The sequence below is a fragment of the Bradyrhizobium sp. NP1 genome (genome assembly GCF_030378205.1).
Taxonomy (GTDB): Bacteria; Pseudomonadota; Alphaproteobacteria; order Rhizobiales; family Xanthobacteraceae; genus Bradyrhizobium.
Genome location: NZ_CP127385.1, coordinates 76,093 through 91,272 on the forward strand (window position 1 = coordinate 76,093; position 15,180 = coordinate 91,272).

Below are 15,180 nucleotides of genomic sequence, written 5' to 3' on the forward strand. Positions count from 1 at the left end.
CTTATCGCCTCAATGGAAAGGGCGCATATCGGCGGCACCAGATAACCGCGCGGGATGCCCCCGCGGCACCTTTCAGGAGAGCGATCATGGAACAGCGCAAACTCGGTTCAACCGGCCCCACCGTCTCCGCCATCGGGCTCGGCTGCATGGGCATGTCGGATTTCTACGGCCCCACCGATCGCAGCGAGAGCGTCGCAACCATTCATGCTGCGCTCGATGCCGGCATCACCCTGCTCGACACCGGTGATTTCTACGGCATGGGTCACAACGAGATGCTGATCCGCGAGGCACTTATCGGCCGCAACCGCGACAAGGTGCAGATCTCGGTGAAGTTCGGCGCGCTGCGCGACATCGAGAAGAATTTTCTCGGCTATGACAGCCGGCCGGCGGCAGTGAAGAATTTTCTCGCCTATTCGCTGCAGCGGCTCGGCGTCGATCATATCGACATCTACCGTCCGGCGCGGCTCGACCCGGATGTGGCGATCGAGGAAACGGTCGGCGCGATCGCGGACATGATCAAGGCCGGCCATGTCAGGCATATCGGCTTGTCCGAAGTGGGCTCCGAGACGATCCGCCGCGCGCATGCGACCCATCCGATCGCCGATCTGCAGATCGAATATTCGCTGGTGTCGCGCGGCATCGAGAGCGACATCCTGAAAACCTGCCGCGAGCTCGGCATCGGCATCACGGCCTACGGCGTGCTGTCGCGCGGATTGATCTCGGGCCACTGGTCGAAAGATCGCGGCAAGGCCGACTTCCGCGGCCGCAGCCCGCGCTTCCAGGGCGAGAATCTCGACGCCAATCTGGCGCTGGTCGATACGCTGCGCGCGATTGCCGCCGATGTCGGCGCTTCACCGGCGCAGGTCGCAATCGCCTGGGTCAAGGCGCAAGGCGCCGACATCGTGCCGCTGGTCGGTGCGCGCCGCCGCGACCGCCTCACCGAGGCCCTCGGCGCGCTCGAGGTGAAGCTGACGCCGAAGCATCTTGCCGCGCTCGCCAAGGCGTTTCCGCCCGGCGTCGCATCGGGCGAGCGCTATCCGGAATCGCAGCTCGCGCACATGGACAGCGAAAGGCCGATGACGAGGTGAGGCTCCCTGCCACCCTCCCCTGGAGGGGGAGGGTCGGCTCTCATTGAGCAAAGCGAAATGTGAGACGGGGTGGGGTGAAATTACCGAGCGAGGGCTCACCCCACCCCGATCGCTCATTTTATTCGCGATCGACCCTCCCCCTCCAGGGGAGGGTAAGAGGACAAATCGAGCTCGCAACTACCTATGCCCGCTCAGATCGGTGACGATCGCGTTGTCGCCGTTGAGCGGGTTTTGCGGATCGCGCGCATAGCGCAGCGTCTCGAAGCGCATGGTGCGCGCATCGATCATCAACAACCGGCCCACCAGGCCCTCGCCGAATCCGACGATCTCGCGGATCGCCTCCAGCGCCATCATCGAACCCAGCACACCGGCGAGCGCCCCTAACACCCCGGCTTCCGCGCAAGGTGGCACCGTGCCGGGCGGCGGCGGCTCGGGAAACAGGCAGCGATAGGTCGGGTTGAACTCGCCTTGCGCGTTCTGCTCATGCGCGCGGATCGTGGTCAGCGATCCATCGAAGGTGCCGAGCGCGGCGGTGATGAGCGGTCGCGCCGCCAGGAAGCAGGCATCTGAAACCAGATAACGGGTCTCGAAATTGTCGGAGCCGTCGAGCACGAGATCATAGCCGCCGATCAGCGCCAGCGCGTTGTTGGCGTTGATCCGCGTCGCGTGCGCGGCGAATTCGACATGCGGGTTGAGCGCCTCGATCTGCTCGGCGGCGCTGTCGACCTTGGGCTTGCCGATGTCGCGCGTGGTGTGGATGATCTGGCGCTGCAGGTTGGAGAGCGAGACGACGTCGTCATCGACCACCCCGAGCCGGCCGACGCCGGCCGCCGCAAGGTACATCAGAGCCGGCGCGCCGAGACCGCCGGCGCCGATCACGAGCACGGAGGCTTCCTTCAGCGCGGCCTGTCCGGGTCCGCCGACCTCGTGCAGCACGATGTGGCGGGCATAGCGTTCGAGTTCGTCGGCGGTCAGCATCTTCGCTCGGTTCCTCGTCTCACCATCGCCGATCCTCTACCCTGAGGATACCGCGCCATCTCCTGAACCCCGGCACCGTTGTTGCCGACCAAATAGATGTGTTTCATTATCGAGCTATTCAATCACCTTCCGGGATTTGTCATGAGACCGCGGTTCGCAGCAACACTGATATTCGTCGCCGCGGCCTCTTCCGCGCAGGCGCAGATGACCGCGCCGACGACCGCGGGCGCCCGGCCGAAGACGGTCGCCACCGTGCCGGTCAAGCCGCCGGCGACCCAGACGCCCGCCGATACCGCCAATGCGATGGCGCAGGCCGAGCGGCTCGCGCTGCAGTCGGACCTCGCCTGGGTCGGCCAGTATAACGGCGCGATATCAGGCGATGTCAGCGAGCGCATGGTCGCCGCCATCAAGGAGTTCCAAAAGGAGCGCGGCGGCAAGCCGACCGGCGTGCTCAATCCGCAGGAGCGCAGCGTGCTGGCCGAGACGGCGCGGCGGCGGCAGGACAATGTCGGCTGGAGGATCGTCACCGAGCCGACGACCGGCGCGCGGCTCGGCATCCCATCAAAGCTGGTGCCGCAGCTCGCGAGCGACGCCAATGGCGCGAAATGGACCTCGCCGACCGGCACGGTGCAGATCGTGCTGGCACGGCGCAAGGAGGCAGGCCCCACCACCGCAAAACTCGCCGAGCGCGAGAAGAGGGAGCCGGCGGGCCGGCAGATCGACTACAGCGTGGTCAAGCCCGATTTCTTCGTGCTGTCCGGGCTGCAAGGCCTGAAGAAATTCTACCTGCGCGGCACCTTCAAGGGCGACGAGGTGCGCATTCTCACCATCCTCTACGACCAGGCGATGGAGAACACCGTGGAGCCGGTGGTGATCGCGATGTCGAGCGCCTTCAACCCGTTCCCATCAGGCGCGCAGGCCGGACCGCCGCCGCGCAAGACCGTCGACTACGGCACCGGCATCGTGGTCAGCGACGACGGCGCTGTCGTCACCGACCGCGAGATCGCCGACGGCTGCCTCGCGATCACCATTGGCGGCCTCGGCCAGGCCGAACGCGTTGCCGATGACCGGGAGCGCGGGCTCGCCTTGCTGCGCATCTATGGCGCGCACGGGTTGAAGCCGCTCGGCGTCGCTGGCCACAGCGCCAAGGCGGCCGTCGAACTTTCCGGGATCGCCGATCCGCAAAGCCAGGGTGGCGGCGCGGCCGCAAGCAGCGTCAAGGCCTCGGTCTCCCCGGTCGGCGCGGGCGGAGATCTTGCGCTGTCGCCGCCGCCGGGTCCGGGCTTTTCCGGCGCCGCCGCAATCGAGGACGGCCAGTTCGCCGGGATCGCACTGCTCAAGCCGGCCCTGGTCGCGGGACCGGCGAACGCCACCCCGTCGGCACAGGCCGTGCTGGTGTCACCCGACGGCGTCCAGGAGTTTCTCAAGGCCAGCGGCGTCACGGTATCGGCCGGTGGCACGGACGCCAAAGCCGCCGCGGTGCGCGTGATCTGCGTGCGGAAGTAGCGGGGGCTGCGCGAGGCCCAGGCGGGTCCCCACTGGATAGCCGAAACGTTCGACCACAGCGGCTGCTGATTCGAACTTCCCGCTATTCCACCCTGGCGTCAGACCGAACTGGTTGAGCTTCGGCTCAACCAGCCTTCACGCGTCACTTTCCATTTTTCCGCTTTGACTGGCCGTTGTGGTGTGGGATCTCGACATGGTCGACGAATTCGGCGCCGGTCTTCTGCTTGACGCGGCGAGACGCCGTGTTGGAAGCCGCGTTGCAGACGTAGAAGCTCTCGATCCCGAGAGTGGTGAAAGCGAAGTCGTTGACCGCCGCGACGGCCTCCGTCATTAGCCCCTTGTTCCAATACGGCTCCGCGAGCCAAAATCCGCGATTGCCCTTCGGCGCGTCGGAGCCGGGGCGGAAGCGGATGTTTCCGATGGCCTCGCCATCGCCTGATCGCAGCACCAGCACCCAGTTGTAGATTTCTGCGGTGGCAGCGGCCTGAAGCTCCAGCCTGATGAACGTCTCCGCACCGTCGTCGGGATACGGCCAGGGCACGACGGTCGCGAGATTCTGGATGATGTTCCAGTTGTTGAAGTGGCGCTGGATGGCCGGCGCATCATCAAGTGAAAGCGGTCGCAGGATCAAACGCGGTGTTTGCAGCACTGGCACGTTCATGGCGTTTCAATCCGTCCAGCTACTTCTGGCATTTGGGGCACCAGAAGGTCGAGCGCCCGTTCTGGGTGAAGCGGCGGACGATGCCGCCGCAGCCGCGTGCCTGGCACTTCTCGCCCTCGCGGTCATAGACCTGGAACGAATGCTGGAAATAGCCGAGCTCGCCCGTGGTCTGGCGATGATCGCGCAGCGACGAGCCGCCGGCCTTGATCGCCTGATTGAGCACCGCGTGGATCGCCTCCACCAGCCGCCGCGCATGATCGGTCGGCTCACCTTTCTTGGTCGATAGCGTGGCGGCAAGCCGCCGCGGCGCGAGATGCGCGCGGAACAGCGCCTCGCAGACATAGATGTTGCCAAGCCCCGCCACCACGCGCTGGTCGAGCAGCGCCGCCTTCAGGCTCGTCTTCTTGTTGTGACAGGCGCGCGCCAGCATCGCGGCGTCGAACTCGTTGCCGAGCGGCTCGGGACCGAGCCCCTTGAGCAGCGGCTCGTCTTCCAGCGCGTTGCGCGCGATCACCTTCATGTAGCCGAAGCGGCGGGGGTCGTTGAAGATCACGTCGGCGCCGGATGACATCCGGAACAGCACATGGTCATGCGCGCGATCCTCGCTGCGCGGATGATGGAATTGGCCGGGCTGGTCGCCGGCCGCGCCATCGCCGTTCCTGACGACGCGGAACGAGCCCGACATGCCCAGATGCATCAACAGCACGTCGCCGGAGGCGAGATCGGCCATCAGGTATTTGGCGCGCCGGCCGAGCCCGGTGACGGTCTGGCCCTGCAGCCGCGCGACGAAATCCTTCTGAAACGGAAACCTCAGGTCGCCGCGCCGGGCCTCCGCTTTCAGGATTCTCGCGCCTTCCATGGCCGGCTGCAGGCCGCGACGAACAGTCTCGACTTCGGGCAGTTCAGGCATTCTTGTTCACCTTACGACGGTGACGTGATAGCGCCATTGCGGCGGGGACGCTATGGTCCCGGCGCGAGGAGTTCAGTGTGACAGATCGGTTGAGTGCGATGGATCGGCCGGAAGAAACCACCCATTTCGGTTACCGCGACGTCCCCCTGCAGGACAAGCAGGCCATGGTGAACGACGTGTTTCACAGCGTGGCACAGCGCTATGACCTGATGAACGATCTGATGTCGATGGGCCTGCACCGGGTCTGGAAAGACATCATGATCGACCAGCTTGATCCGCCGCGCGGCGAGCGGCCGTTCAGGCTGCTCGATGTCGCCGGCGGCACCGGCGACATCGCGTTCCGCGCAGCAAAGGAGGCGGGCCCGAACTTCCACGCTACCGTCTGCGATATCAATGCCGACATGCTCGGGGTCGGGCGCGAGCGCGCCGTCGCGCAACACCTCGACGACAAGGTGTCGTTCGTGGAGGGCAATGCGGAGGCGCTGGGCTTTCCCGACCGCTCTTTCGACGCCTACACGATCGCCTTCGGCATCCGCAACGTGCCGCGGATCGATGCCGCACTGCGCGAGGCCTACCGCGTGCTCAGACCCGGCAGCCGCTTCCTGTGTCTCGAGTTCTCCACCGTCGACGTGCCCGGACTCGACCGGCTCTATGAGCTCTTCTCTTTCAGGGTCATTCCGCCACTCGGCCGCCTGGTGACGGGCGATGCCGAGTCCTATCAGTATCTCGTCGAATCGATCCGCAAGTTTCCCAGAGCCGGCGCCTTCGCGGACATGATCCGCGCCGCCGGCTTCTCCCGCGTCAACTGGCAAAGCCTTTCCGGCGGCATCGTGGCACTGCATTCGGGCTGGCGTTTGTGATTTCAGCAGCCACTCACATCGGACGCGTGCTGCGCGCCGGCTTCATCTTCGCGCGCGAGGGCGTGTTCGGCGCTGTCGATCCCTCGCTGGTGCCGCCACCCGGACAACTCGCGCTCAAACTCGCGCGACTGATCGAGCGGCGCGGCGCCAAGTCGGGCCCTCGATTGTCCCGGGCGCTGACGCGGATGGGCCCGGCCTACCTGAAGCTCGGCCAGTTTCTCGCCACCCGCCCCGACGTCGTCGGCGTCATCATGGCGCGCGATCTCGAGAGCCTGCAGGACCGCCTGCCGCCGTTTCCGCAACACGAGGCCGAGGTCGTGATCACGGCTTCGCTGGAACGGCCGGTTTCGCAGGCCTTTGCCAGCCTGGGTCCGCCGGTTGCGGCGGCCTCGATCGCACAGGTGCATCGCGGCGAGGTGCTGCGCGACGGCGTGCGCCATCCGGTCGCGGTGAAGGTGCTGCGCCCCAATGTCGCCGCGCGCTTCCGGCGCGACCTTTCGGATTTCTTCTTCGTCGCGCACAAGGCGGAAGCCCATTCCGCGGAAGCGCGCCGGCTGCGGCTGGTCGAGGTGATCAACACCATGTCGCGCTCGGTCGCGATGGAGATGGATCTGCGGCTGGAGGCGGCCGCGCTCTCCGAGATGGCGGAGAACACCCGCGACGATCCGGATTTCCGCGTGCCGTCGGTCGACTGGGACCGCACCACGCATAATGTGCTGACGATGGAATGGGTCGACGGCATCGCGCTGTCCGACCATGACGGGCTTGCGCGCGCGCAGGTCGACCTGCCCGATCTCGGGCGCAAGGTGATCCAGAGCTTTCTGCGCCACGCGCTGCGCGACGGCTTCTTCCATGCCGACATGCACCCCGGCAATTTGTTCCTCGACGAGCAGGGGCGGCTGGTCGCGGTCGATTTCGGCATCATGGGCCGGCTCGGCGCCAAGGAGCGGCGCTTCCTCGCCGAAATCCTGCTCGGCTTCATCACGCGCGATTACCGCCGCGTCGCCGAGGTGCATTTCGAGGCCGGCTACGTCCCCGCGCATCATTCGGTGGAGAATTTCGCGCAGGCGATCCGCGCCATCGGCGAGCCGATCCACAATCGCACCGCCGAAGAAATCTCGATGGCCAAGCTGCTCACACTGCTGCTCGAGGTCACCGGCCTGTTCGACATGCGCACCCGGCCCGAGCTGATCCTGTTGCAGAAGACCATGGTGGTGGTCGAAGGCGTGGCGCGCTCGTTCGATCCCAAGCTCGACATCTGGCGGATCGCCGATCCGGTGGTGCGCGAGTGGATCGAGCGCAATCTGGGTCCCATAGGCCGCATCCAGGGCGCGATGTCCGGCGCCAGCGACCTCGCCCGCGTCGCGGCCGGCCTGCCGCGGATTACAAGCCGCGCGTTGGCCGTGCTGGAGCAGCTCGAGACCATGACGCGCGAGGGCGTGCTGCTGTCGCCGGAGACGATCGCGGCGATGGGCCAGACCGAGGCCAAAAAGAACCGCTGGCGCACGCTGGCGCTGTGGATCATTGCCGGCACGTTCATCGCGATCCTGGTCGCCATCCGGCAATTGTGATTGCAATGCAAGCGGAATATGCTAGCATTGCTAGCATATTCTCTGGCCGGAGGCGCTCATGGCCAACCTTACCATCCGCAAGCTCGACGACGCGATCCGGGACGAATTGCGCCTGCGCGCGGCCCGCAACGGCCGCTCGGTCGAGGATGAGGTCCGGGTGATCCTGCGCGAGGCAGCCCAGCAGCCCGCCGCGGGCGCGCCCGAGGCCGCCGAGCCCCATCCCGCGCGGACCCACACGGCGGCCGGGGGTCAGCCGCGCATCACCCTGATCATCGGGGGCGGTATAGCCGCCTACAAGGCACTCGATCTGATCCGGCGGCTGAAAGAGCGCGGGATAGCGGTCCGCTGCGTGCTGACCAAGGCAGCGCAGCAATTCGTCACGCCGCTGGCCGCGAGCTCCCTCTCCCATGAGCGGGTCCATACCGACCTGTTCGACGCCGAAAGCGAGTTCGACGCCGGCCATATTCGCCTGGCGCGCGAGGCCGACCTCATCGTGGTGGCGCCCGCCACCGCCGACCTGATGGCGAAGATGGCGCAAGGCTCAGCCGACGACCTCGCCAGCGCCATCCTGCTTGCGGCAAGCGGTCCGATCCTGCTCGCGCCGGCGATGAACCCGCTGATGTGGAACAATCCGGCGACCCGACGCAACGTCATGCAGCTTCGCCGCGACGGCGTCCTCACCGTCGGCCCCAATGCCGGCGAGATGGCGGAAGCGGGCGAAGCCGGCGTCGGCCGCATGGCGGAGCCGACCGAGATTGCCGCTGCCGCCGAGCACATCCTGCGCCCGCCGCGGCCGCAGCCGCTGAAGGGCAGGCGCGTGCTGATCACCGCCGGTCCCACCCATGAGGCGATCGATCCGGTGCGCTACATCGCCAACCGCTCCTCCGGCAAGCAGGGTTTTGCCATCGCTGCGGCCGCTCACGCCGCGGGCGCCGAGGTGCTCCTGATCTCCGGGCCGGTGACGCTGTCAGATCCGCCCGGCGTGCTGGTGAGCCGGGTCGAATCGGCGCGGCAGATGCTGCAGCGGGTGGAAGCGGCGCTGCCGGTCGACGTCGCGATCTTCGCCGCCGCGGTCGCCGACTGGCGCGTCGCGCATGAAGGCGGCCAGAAGCTGAAGAAGACGGCCCACGGCATGCCGCCGCTCGAACTCGTCGAAAACCCGGACATCCTGGCGACGATCGCCAGATTGAAGGATAATCGCCCGCCGCTCGTGATCGGCTTCGCCGCCGAGACCGAGCACCTGATCGACAACGCCAAGGCGAAATTTGCGCGCAAAGGCTGCGACTGGATCCTCGCCAATGACGTATCGCCGGAAAGCGGCGTGATGGGCGGCGACCGCAATCGCGTGCATCTATTGTCGCGGAGCGGCAGCGAGATCACAGTCGATTCCTGGCCGGTCATGACCAAGGAGCAGGTCGCGGCCGAGCTCGTCGCCCATATCGCCAAAACCCTGGAGACGCCTGCGTGAACGCCACGGTCACGGTCGAGGTCCGGCAACTGCCGCATGGCGAGGGCCTGGCGCTACCGGCCTATCAGAGCACCGATGCCGCGGGGCTCGATCTCGTCGCCGCCGTGCCTGACGAGGCGCCGCTGACGCTGTCGCCGGGTCAGCGCGCGATGGTGCCGACCGGGCTTGCCATCGCGCTGCCCGCAGGCTTCGAGGCGCAGGTGCGGCCGCGTTCCGGGCTTGCCGCCAAGCATGGCGTCACGGTGTTGAATTCGCCGGGCACGATCGATGCGGACTATCGCGGCGAGATCAACGTGATCCTGATCAACCACGGCGCGTCGCCGTTCGTGATTCGCCGCGGCGAACGCATCGCGCAGATGGTGATTGCGCCCGTCGTGCAGGCGCGCCTTGTTCCGGTCGATACGCTTGCCGACACCGCGCGCGGCAGCGGGGGATTCGGGTCGACCGGTCGGTAAAAAGCGATTCATTTTTGTCGAATTGCGAACGTTGTTCGCATTTTCCCCCGCTTGCGCCCTCGTTCACGATCTGGACTCTTACCCCTCGAGTCCCGATGGGGATATTGTTCTTTGATTCGCGAACGGCGGCGGGCGACGCGATCTGCACCGGGCGCAAATTCGTGCGGTCTTCTTCGTACGTTCGGTCTTGGGGCAATCATGTCAGGCGTGATCGTGGCGATGCGTCGGACGTTGCTGTCGTGCACTTCGTTAGCGCGATCGGTGCGTAGCGGCCTGACCGGCCTCGCCTTCTCGGCGCTGCTGCCGGCATACCCCGCCAAGGCCGGCGACCTGTTGTTCCTGGACGTGATCACCACCTTCTACAATTTCACCCACCAGGAAATCGCGGCGCTGACGGCGGCGTTCTCGCTGCTCGGCTTCTCCGTGGTCGCAGCGATCCTCCTGATGCATACGCGGGTGCGCGCGGCAAAGAGCGACGCCGGGCTGCGCGCCGAGATCGCGCGGCTCCAGGTGGCAGCCGACCGCTACCGCGCGCTGCTGTTCGCCGAGCCGCAGATCCTGATTGCCTGGGCCGCCGGCGATAACCGCCCGCAGATCTCGGGCGATGTCAGCCTCCTCGTCCCGCCGGAACAGCCGCAGCGCGTGCTCGCCTTCGGAACCTGGCTGCCGCCGGAACCGGCGCTGCAGATGGATCATGCCGTCGACGGCTTGCGCGAATCCGGCGAAAGCTTCCTGTTGCACCTGACGAGCTCGAACGGTCATGCGATCGAGGCGATGGGGCGGGCCGTCGGCGGCGAAGCGATCGTGCGGATCCGCGAATTGAGCGGGCTGCGGCGCGAGCTCGCCGAAACCAATCGGCGGCACAAGGCGCTGCTCGAAGAGACCGAGATGCTGCTCGGCTTCGCCGCCGCGGCGCCCTGGCCGATCTGGGCCAAGGGCAGGAAAGGCGAGCTCACTTACGCCAATGCGGCCTATGCCCGCGCCGCCGACGCGGCCAGCATCGACGACGCGATGTCCCGCAACCTGGAAGTCCTCGACAGCGACGACCGCGGCGCGATGGAGCGGGCGCTGGCCGGCCACGCCGATTTCAGCGCGCGGCTGCCGATCGTAACCGGCGGCGAGCGGCGCATCTACGACGTGCGCGCGATCAATATCGGCGACGGCAGCGTGGGCGTCGCGATCGACGCCAGCGAGGCCGACGCGCTGCGTTCGGCGCTGGTGCGGATGGCGGAAGCGCACCGCCGCACGCTCGACCAGCTCTCCTCCGGCGTCGCCGTGTTCGACGCCCAGCGACGGCTTGCCTTCTACAACGATTCCTATCGCAGGCTTTGGGACCTCGACCGCGCCTTCCTCGATTCCAACCCCGACGATTCCAGCGTGCTCGACCGCCTGCGTGCGTCGCGCAAGCTGCCCGAGCAGCCTGATTTCCGCGCCTGGAAGGCCAAGCTTCACGAGGCCTATCGCGCGGTGGAGGCCGCCAAGGACACCTGGTACCTGCCGGACGGACGCGCGCTCAGCGTCGTCACCACGCCAAGCCCCGAAGGCGGCGTCACCTACCTGTTCGACGACGTCACCGAGAGTCTCGACCTCGCCCGTCGCTTCGACGGCCTGATCCGGGTGCAGCGCGAGACGCTCGACAGCCTCGCCGAGGGCGTCGCGGTGTTCGGCTCGAACGGTCGCGCGCGACTGTTCAACCCGACTTTCGCGCGGATGTGGAGACTTTCGCCCGAGGCGATGCGCGAGGAGCCGCATATCGACACGGTCGCCGACTGGTGCCGGCCGCTGTTCGACGACCCCGAAGCCTGGCGGGCGATCCGTGCGGCGATCACCGGGATCGAGAACCGCGTCGACGTGCCGCTGAAGCTCGAGCGCAAGGACGGCAGCGTGTTCGACTGCATGATCCGGCCGCTGCCCGATGGCGCGACCATGCTGACCTTCCAGGACATCACCGATACCGAGAATGTCGAACGCGCGCTGCGCGAGCGGAACGAGGCGCTGGAAGCCGCCGACCAGATGAAGGTGGATTTCGTCCACCACGTCTCCTACGAGCTGCGCGCACCGCTCACCACCATCATCGGCTTTGCGCATTTCCTCTCGGACCCCTCGACCGGCCCGCTGACGCCAAAACAGGCCGAATATCTCGATTACGTCACCAAATCGACCAATGCGCTGCTGGCGCTGACCAACAACATCCTCGACCTCGCCACCATCGATGCCGGCGCCATGAAGCTGGAACTCGGCCCGGTCGACATCATCAAGGCGATCGAAGCCGCAGCCGAAGGCATCCAGGACCGGCTCGCCACCGACCGCATCCGCCTGCGGGTCGAAATCGAGCCCAATATCGGCAGCTTCGTCGGCGACGAGCGGCGCGTCGTCCAGGTGCTCTACAACCTGCTCGCCAACGCCGTGGGCTTCTCGCCCCAGGGCGCCACCGTCGGTATTTCCGCCCGGCGGACCGACCGTGCCGTCGTGTTCGCGGTCAGCGATTCCGGCCCGGGGATTGCGCCCGACCTCCAGGACAAGGTATTCGACTGGTTCGAGAGCCACTCCCACGGCTCGCGCCACCGCGGCGCGGGCCTTGGGCTTTCCCTGGTGCGCTCCTTTGTCGAACTGCATGGAGGCAAGGTGCGAGTCGATTCGATCGTAGGACGAGGCACGACCGTGACCTGCGACTTCCCGACCGATCAGGCGGCGCAGCGCAACGCCGCTGAATGACCGCGCCCACGACATTCTCACTGGCCCTGAGCAACGAAGCGGCGACCGCGCACCTGATGGCGGATCTCGCGCTTCTGACCGGTCCTGGCGACGTCATCACGCTGTCCGGCGACCTCGGCGCCGGCAAGACCGCAGCGGCGCGAGCCATGATCCGCTATCTCGCCGGTGACGACACGATCGAGGTTCCAAGCCCGACCTTCACGCTGGCGCAGACCTACGACCTTCCGTCATTTCCGCTTGTCCATGCCGATCTCTACCGCATCAACGATGCGAGCGAGCTGGAAGAGATCGGATTGTCGCCGCTGCCGGAGGCGACCGTGGTACTGATCGAGTGGCCGGAGCGCGCCGCCGACGCGCTGCCCGCGGACCGCATTGACATCGCGTTCAGCCACCGCCCGGCGTTGGGCAGCTCGGCGCGCGCGGCCGAGATCACCGGCCACGGCAAGGCAGCGGCGCAGGTCGCACGGCTCCAGGTGCTGCGCGAATTCCTCGACGCATCGGGCTTTGCGGACGCGCAGCGGCAGCGCATGGCGGGCGACGCCTCGATCCGCTCCTATGCGCGGCTGATCCGCGGCGACGGCGTCTTCATCCTGATGAACTTTCCGCGGCGGCCGGACGGCCCCGCGACCTATGCCGGAAGGTCCTATAGCGCCGCCGTGCATCTCGCCGAGGACGTCAAGCCGTTCGTCGCGCTGGCGGGCGGCCTGCGCGCACAGGGCCTGTCGGCGCCCGCGATCATGCATGCCGATCTCGATTCCGGCTTGCTGATCACCGAGGATTTCGGCAGTGCCACCTTTGTGGCGGGCGATCCGCCGGAGCCGATCCCCGAGCGCTACGAGGCGGCGGCCGAGGTGCTCGCGGCCCTGCATCACCAGAGCCTGCCGCCGACCTTGCCGCTCGCGCCGCAGCTCGCCTATACGATACCGGCCTTCGACGTCGACGCGATGCTGATCGAGATAGGCCTGATGGTCGAATGGTATCTGCCGGACCGCGGTGTCGCGCTCGATGATGCCGGGCGCGCCGAGTTCGTCGCGATGTGGCGGGAATTGCTGGCAAAGCCGCTGGCCGCGCCGCCGACCTGGGTGCTGCGCGATTTTCATTCGCCGAACCTGATCTGGCTCGCCGGGCGCAGCGGGATTGAGCGCGTCGGCGTGATCGACTTCCAGGACGCGGTGCTGGGCCCGCCCGCCTACGATCTCGTCTCGCTGCTGCAGGACGCCCGCGTCGACGTTCCCGAAACGCTCGAGCTCGCGCTGCTGACGCGCTACATCAAGGCGCGGCTCGCGGCGGGCGAGGCCTTCGATCCCGCCGCCTTCGCCGAGCACTACGCCATCATGTCGGCACAGCGCAACACGCGCCTGCTCGGCACCTTCGCCCGGCTCAACCGGCGCGACGGCAAGCCGCATTATCTGCGGCACCAGCCGCGGATCTGGACCTATCTGACGCGTTCGCTCGCGCACCCGGCGTTGGCGCCGGTCCGGGAATGGTACGCCGCCAATGTGCCGCCGCCGGGCGCCTAAAGCGCGATGGCCTTAGGCCGAACCGCACAGATTTACCTGTTGTTAGCCTCAGCTCCGCTACCGTCGGGGGCGGCGGCGCCAGGCAAAGCGGCGGCCGCCACGCAGGAATTGGGACCATGCTGACTGAACAGCGCAAGGGCGATCGCGTCACGTTCGAGCGCGGCATTGCCGCGCGCATGATGGGGATCGACGGCACCTGGCGGCGCGACTGCACCATCGAGGACGTTTCCGAGATCGGCGCCAAGCTCACGATTGAAGGTTCCGTCGAAGGCCTGCACCTGAAGGAATTTTTTCTGCTGTTGTCGTCGACCGGGCTGGCCTATCGGCGCTGCGAGCTCGCCTGGGTCAATGGCGACCAGATTGGCGTCAACTTCCTGAAACAGGGCGAGAAGAAGAAGAAGCGCCGCGCCTCTGCGGAGGCGTGAATTTCGGCCGATGCCGTCGTACAACCGTCATGTCCGATGACTATGGCCTCATCCGCATGATATGATTGCTTCAACTGCTTCGCGATTGTAGAGGAATGTCCGTTCATCCCACCAAAGCCATGGTGCTCGCCGCAGGTCTCGGCCTGCGCATGCGCCCGCTCACCGACACGATGCCGAAGCCGCTGGTGCCGGTCGCGGGCCAGCCGCTGCTCGACCATGTGCTCGACAAGCTCGCCACCGCCGGCGTGACCGAGGCCGTGGTCAACGTCCACTATCTGCCGGACCAGATTATCGCGCACACCAAGGGCCGCAGCCGCCCCCGCGTCATCATCTCCGACGAGCGCAATCAGGTGCTCGGCACCGGCGGCGGCGTGGTCAAGGCGCTGCCGCTGCTCGGCGCCGCGCCGTTCTTCCATGTCAACTCCGACACGATGTGGATCGACGGGGTGCGCTCGAACCTGGCGCGGCTTGCCGAAGCGTTCGATCCCGCGCGCATGGACATCCTGCTCCTGATGGCGCCGACCACCAACAGCATCGGCTATTCCGGCCGCGGCGATTACGCGATGCTGCCGGACGGCGCCTTGCGCAAGCGGCGGGAAAACCAGGTCGTGCCGTTCGTCTACGCGGGCGCCGCGATCATGTCGCCGGCGCTGTTCGCAGATGCGCCCAAGGGCGAGTTCTCGCTGACAAAAATGTTCGACCGCGCCAACGAGCAGGAACGCCTGTTCGGCCTCCGCCTCGAGGGCGTGTGGATGCACGTCGGGAGCCCCGACGCGATCGCCGCCGCCGAAGAGGCGTTTCTGGAAAGCGTGGCGTAATAAAGCCTGTCGTCCCGGACAAGAGAGCTCCCGGCAACGCAGTTGCGTTGTCCGGCGGGCGCGATCCCCGAGCCATAACCACGAACGTCTGTGTGGCGCGACGCTGGCGCCGCCGCCTTGCTGCACCACGTGCAGCGGTGGCTACGGGTCCCCGCTCCGTGCGCAATGGCGCACTGGGCGGGGGATGACCACTTGTGAGATGTGG

At 66.9% G+C, this 15,180-nt stretch carries 13 protein-coding genes; 10 read left to right on the forward strand and 3 right to left on the reverse strand.

The annotated features are described in order from the left end of the window. Positions 1-86: 86 nt before the first annotated feature. Positions 87-1,088: an aldo/keto reductase gene (locus QOU61_RS00330; protein WP_289656174.1), complete on the forward strand. Its 1,002-nt coding sequence runs from the start codon at positions 87-89 to the stop codon at positions 1,086-1,088. 177 nt (positions 1,089-1,265) lie between these two features. On the opposite strand, the gene QOU61_RS00335 is transcribed toward QOU61_RS00330, so the two are convergent. Further along, complete coding sequence (locus QOU61_RS00335) at positions 1,266-2,066, reverse strand: HesA/MoeB/ThiF family protein (RefSeq protein WP_289656175.1); 801 nt, start codon at positions 2,064-2,066, stop codon at positions 1,266-1,268. A gap of 141 nt (positions 2,067-2,207) precedes the next feature. Between QOU61_RS00335 and QOU61_RS00340 the strand changes: the two genes are divergently transcribed. Beyond that, positions 2,208-3,572: a serine protease gene (locus QOU61_RS00340; protein WP_289656176.1), complete on the forward strand. Its 1,365-nt coding sequence runs from the start codon at positions 2,208-2,210 to the stop codon at positions 3,570-3,572. A gap of 142 nt (positions 3,573-3,714) precedes the next feature. On the opposite strand, the gene QOU61_RS00345 is transcribed toward QOU61_RS00340, so the two are convergent. Together QOU61_RS00345 and mutM are read right to left on the reverse strand one after the other, a co-directional pair. Continuing rightward, complete coding sequence (locus QOU61_RS00345) at positions 3,715-4,233, reverse strand: GNAT family N-acetyltransferase (RefSeq protein WP_354142500.1); 519 nt, start codon at positions 4,231-4,233, stop codon at positions 3,715-3,717. A gap of 19 nt (positions 4,234-4,252) precedes the next feature. After that, positions 4,253-5,143: a bifunctional DNA-formamidopyrimidine glycosylase/DNA-(apurinic or apyrimidinic site) lyase gene (gene mutM / locus QOU61_RS00350; protein WP_289656177.1), complete on the reverse strand. Its 891-nt coding sequence runs from the start codon at positions 5,141-5,143 to the stop codon at positions 4,253-4,255. Between the two features lie 98 nt (positions 5,144-5,241). On the opposite strand from mutM, the gene ubiE reads away from it, so the two are divergent. From ubiE to QOU61_RS00390, 8 genes are all read left to right on the forward strand, one after another. Then, positions 5,242-6,003, forward strand: coding sequence for a bifunctional demethylmenaquinone methyltransferase/2-methoxy-6-polyprenyl-1,4-benzoquinol methylase UbiE (gene ubiE / locus QOU61_RS00355; RefSeq protein WP_289662130.1), 762 nt, complete (start codon positions 5,242-5,244; stop codon positions 6,001-6,003). Beyond that, positions 6,000-7,574, forward strand: coding sequence for a 2-polyprenylphenol 6-hydroxylase (gene ubiB / locus QOU61_RS00360; protein WP_289656178.1), 1,575 nt, complete (start codon positions 6,000-6,002; stop codon positions 7,572-7,574). Before ubiE ends, ubiB begins: the two co-directional genes overlap by 4 nt. 58 nt (positions 7,575-7,632) lie before the next feature. Then, positions 7,633-9,042, forward strand: coding sequence for a bifunctional phosphopantothenoylcysteine decarboxylase/phosphopantothenate--cysteine ligase CoaBC (gene coaBC / locus QOU61_RS00365; protein ID WP_289656179.1), 1,410 nt, complete (start codon positions 7,633-7,635; stop codon positions 9,040-9,042). Further along, a complete protein-coding gene (dut, locus tag QOU61_RS00370; protein WP_289656180.1) occupies positions 9,039-9,497 on the forward strand; it encodes a dUTP diphosphatase in 459 nt (152 codons plus the stop codon). The genes coaBC and dut overlap by 4 nt, the downstream gene beginning before the upstream one ends. 198 nt (positions 9,498-9,695) lie before the next feature. Beyond that, positions 9,696-12,212 carry a sensor histidine kinase gene (locus QOU61_RS00375; protein ID WP_289656181.1) on the forward strand — a complete coding sequence of 839 codons (2,517 nt, stop codon included), beginning with the start codon at positions 9,696-9,698 and terminating at the stop codon, positions 12,210-12,212. Beyond that, positions 12,209-13,732: a tRNA (adenosine(37)-N6)-threonylcarbamoyltransferase complex ATPase subunit type 1 TsaE gene (gene tsaE / locus QOU61_RS00380; RefSeq protein WP_289656182.1), complete on the forward strand. Its 1,524-nt coding sequence runs from the start codon at positions 12,209-12,211 to the stop codon at positions 13,730-13,732. The genes QOU61_RS00375 and tsaE overlap by 4 nt, the downstream gene beginning before the upstream one ends. A 116-nt stretch (positions 13,733-13,848) precedes the next feature. Continuing rightward, positions 13,849-14,157 (forward strand): PilZ domain-containing protein, encoded by a 309-nt coding sequence (locus QOU61_RS00385; protein ID WP_289656183.1) that lies wholly within the window; start codon positions 13,849-13,851, stop codon positions 14,155-14,157. A 95-nt stretch (positions 14,158-14,252) separates the two neighbouring features. Continuing rightward, on the forward strand, positions 14,253-14,975 hold the full coding sequence (locus tag QOU61_RS00390) for a nucleotidyltransferase family protein (protein ID WP_289656184.1): 723 nt from the start codon (positions 14,253-14,255) through the stop codon (positions 14,973-14,975). Positions 14,976-15,180: the final 205 nt, after the last annotated feature.

Bases quoted from the DNA above. Each gene is read 5' to 3' on its own strand.
- QOU61_RS00330 (WP_289656174.1), top strand. From the start codon at position 87: ATGGAACAGCGCAAACTCGGTTCAACCGGCCCCACCGTCTCCGCCATC.
- QOU61_RS00335 (WP_289656175.1), bottom strand. From the start codon at position 2,066: ATGCTGACCGCCGACGAACTCGAACGCTATGCCCGCCACATCGTGCTG.
- QOU61_RS00340 (WP_289656176.1), top strand. From the start codon at position 2,208: ATGAGACCGCGGTTCGCAGCAACACTGATATTCGTCGCCGCGGCCTCT.
- QOU61_RS00345 (WP_354142500.1), bottom strand. From the start codon at position 4,233: ATGAACGTGCCAGTGCTGCAAACACCGCGTTTGATCCTGCGACCGCTT.
- mutM (WP_289656177.1), bottom strand. From the start codon at position 5,143: ATGCCTGAACTGCCCGAAGTCGAGACTGTTCGTCGCGGCCTGCAGCCG.
- ubiE (WP_289662130.1), top strand. From the start codon at position 5,242: ATGGATCGGCCGGAAGAAACCACCCATTTCGGTTACCGCGACGTCCCC.
- coaBC (WP_289656179.1), top strand. From the start codon at position 7,633: ATGGCCAACCTTACCATCCGCAAGCTCGACGACGCGATCCGGGACGAA.
- QOU61_RS00375 (WP_289656181.1), top strand. From the start codon at position 9,696: ATGTCAGGCGTGATCGTGGCGATGCGTCGGACGTTGCTGTCGTGCACT.
- tsaE (WP_289656182.1), top strand. From the start codon at position 12,209: ATGACCGCGCCCACGACATTCTCACTGGCCCTGAGCAACGAAGCGGCG.
- QOU61_RS00385 (WP_289656183.1), top strand. From the start codon at position 13,849: ATGCTGACTGAACAGCGCAAGGGCGATCGCGTCACGTTCGAGCGCGGC.
- QOU61_RS00390 (WP_289656184.1), top strand. From the start codon at position 14,253: ATGTCCGTTCATCCCACCAAAGCCATGGTGCTCGCCGCAGGTCTCGGC.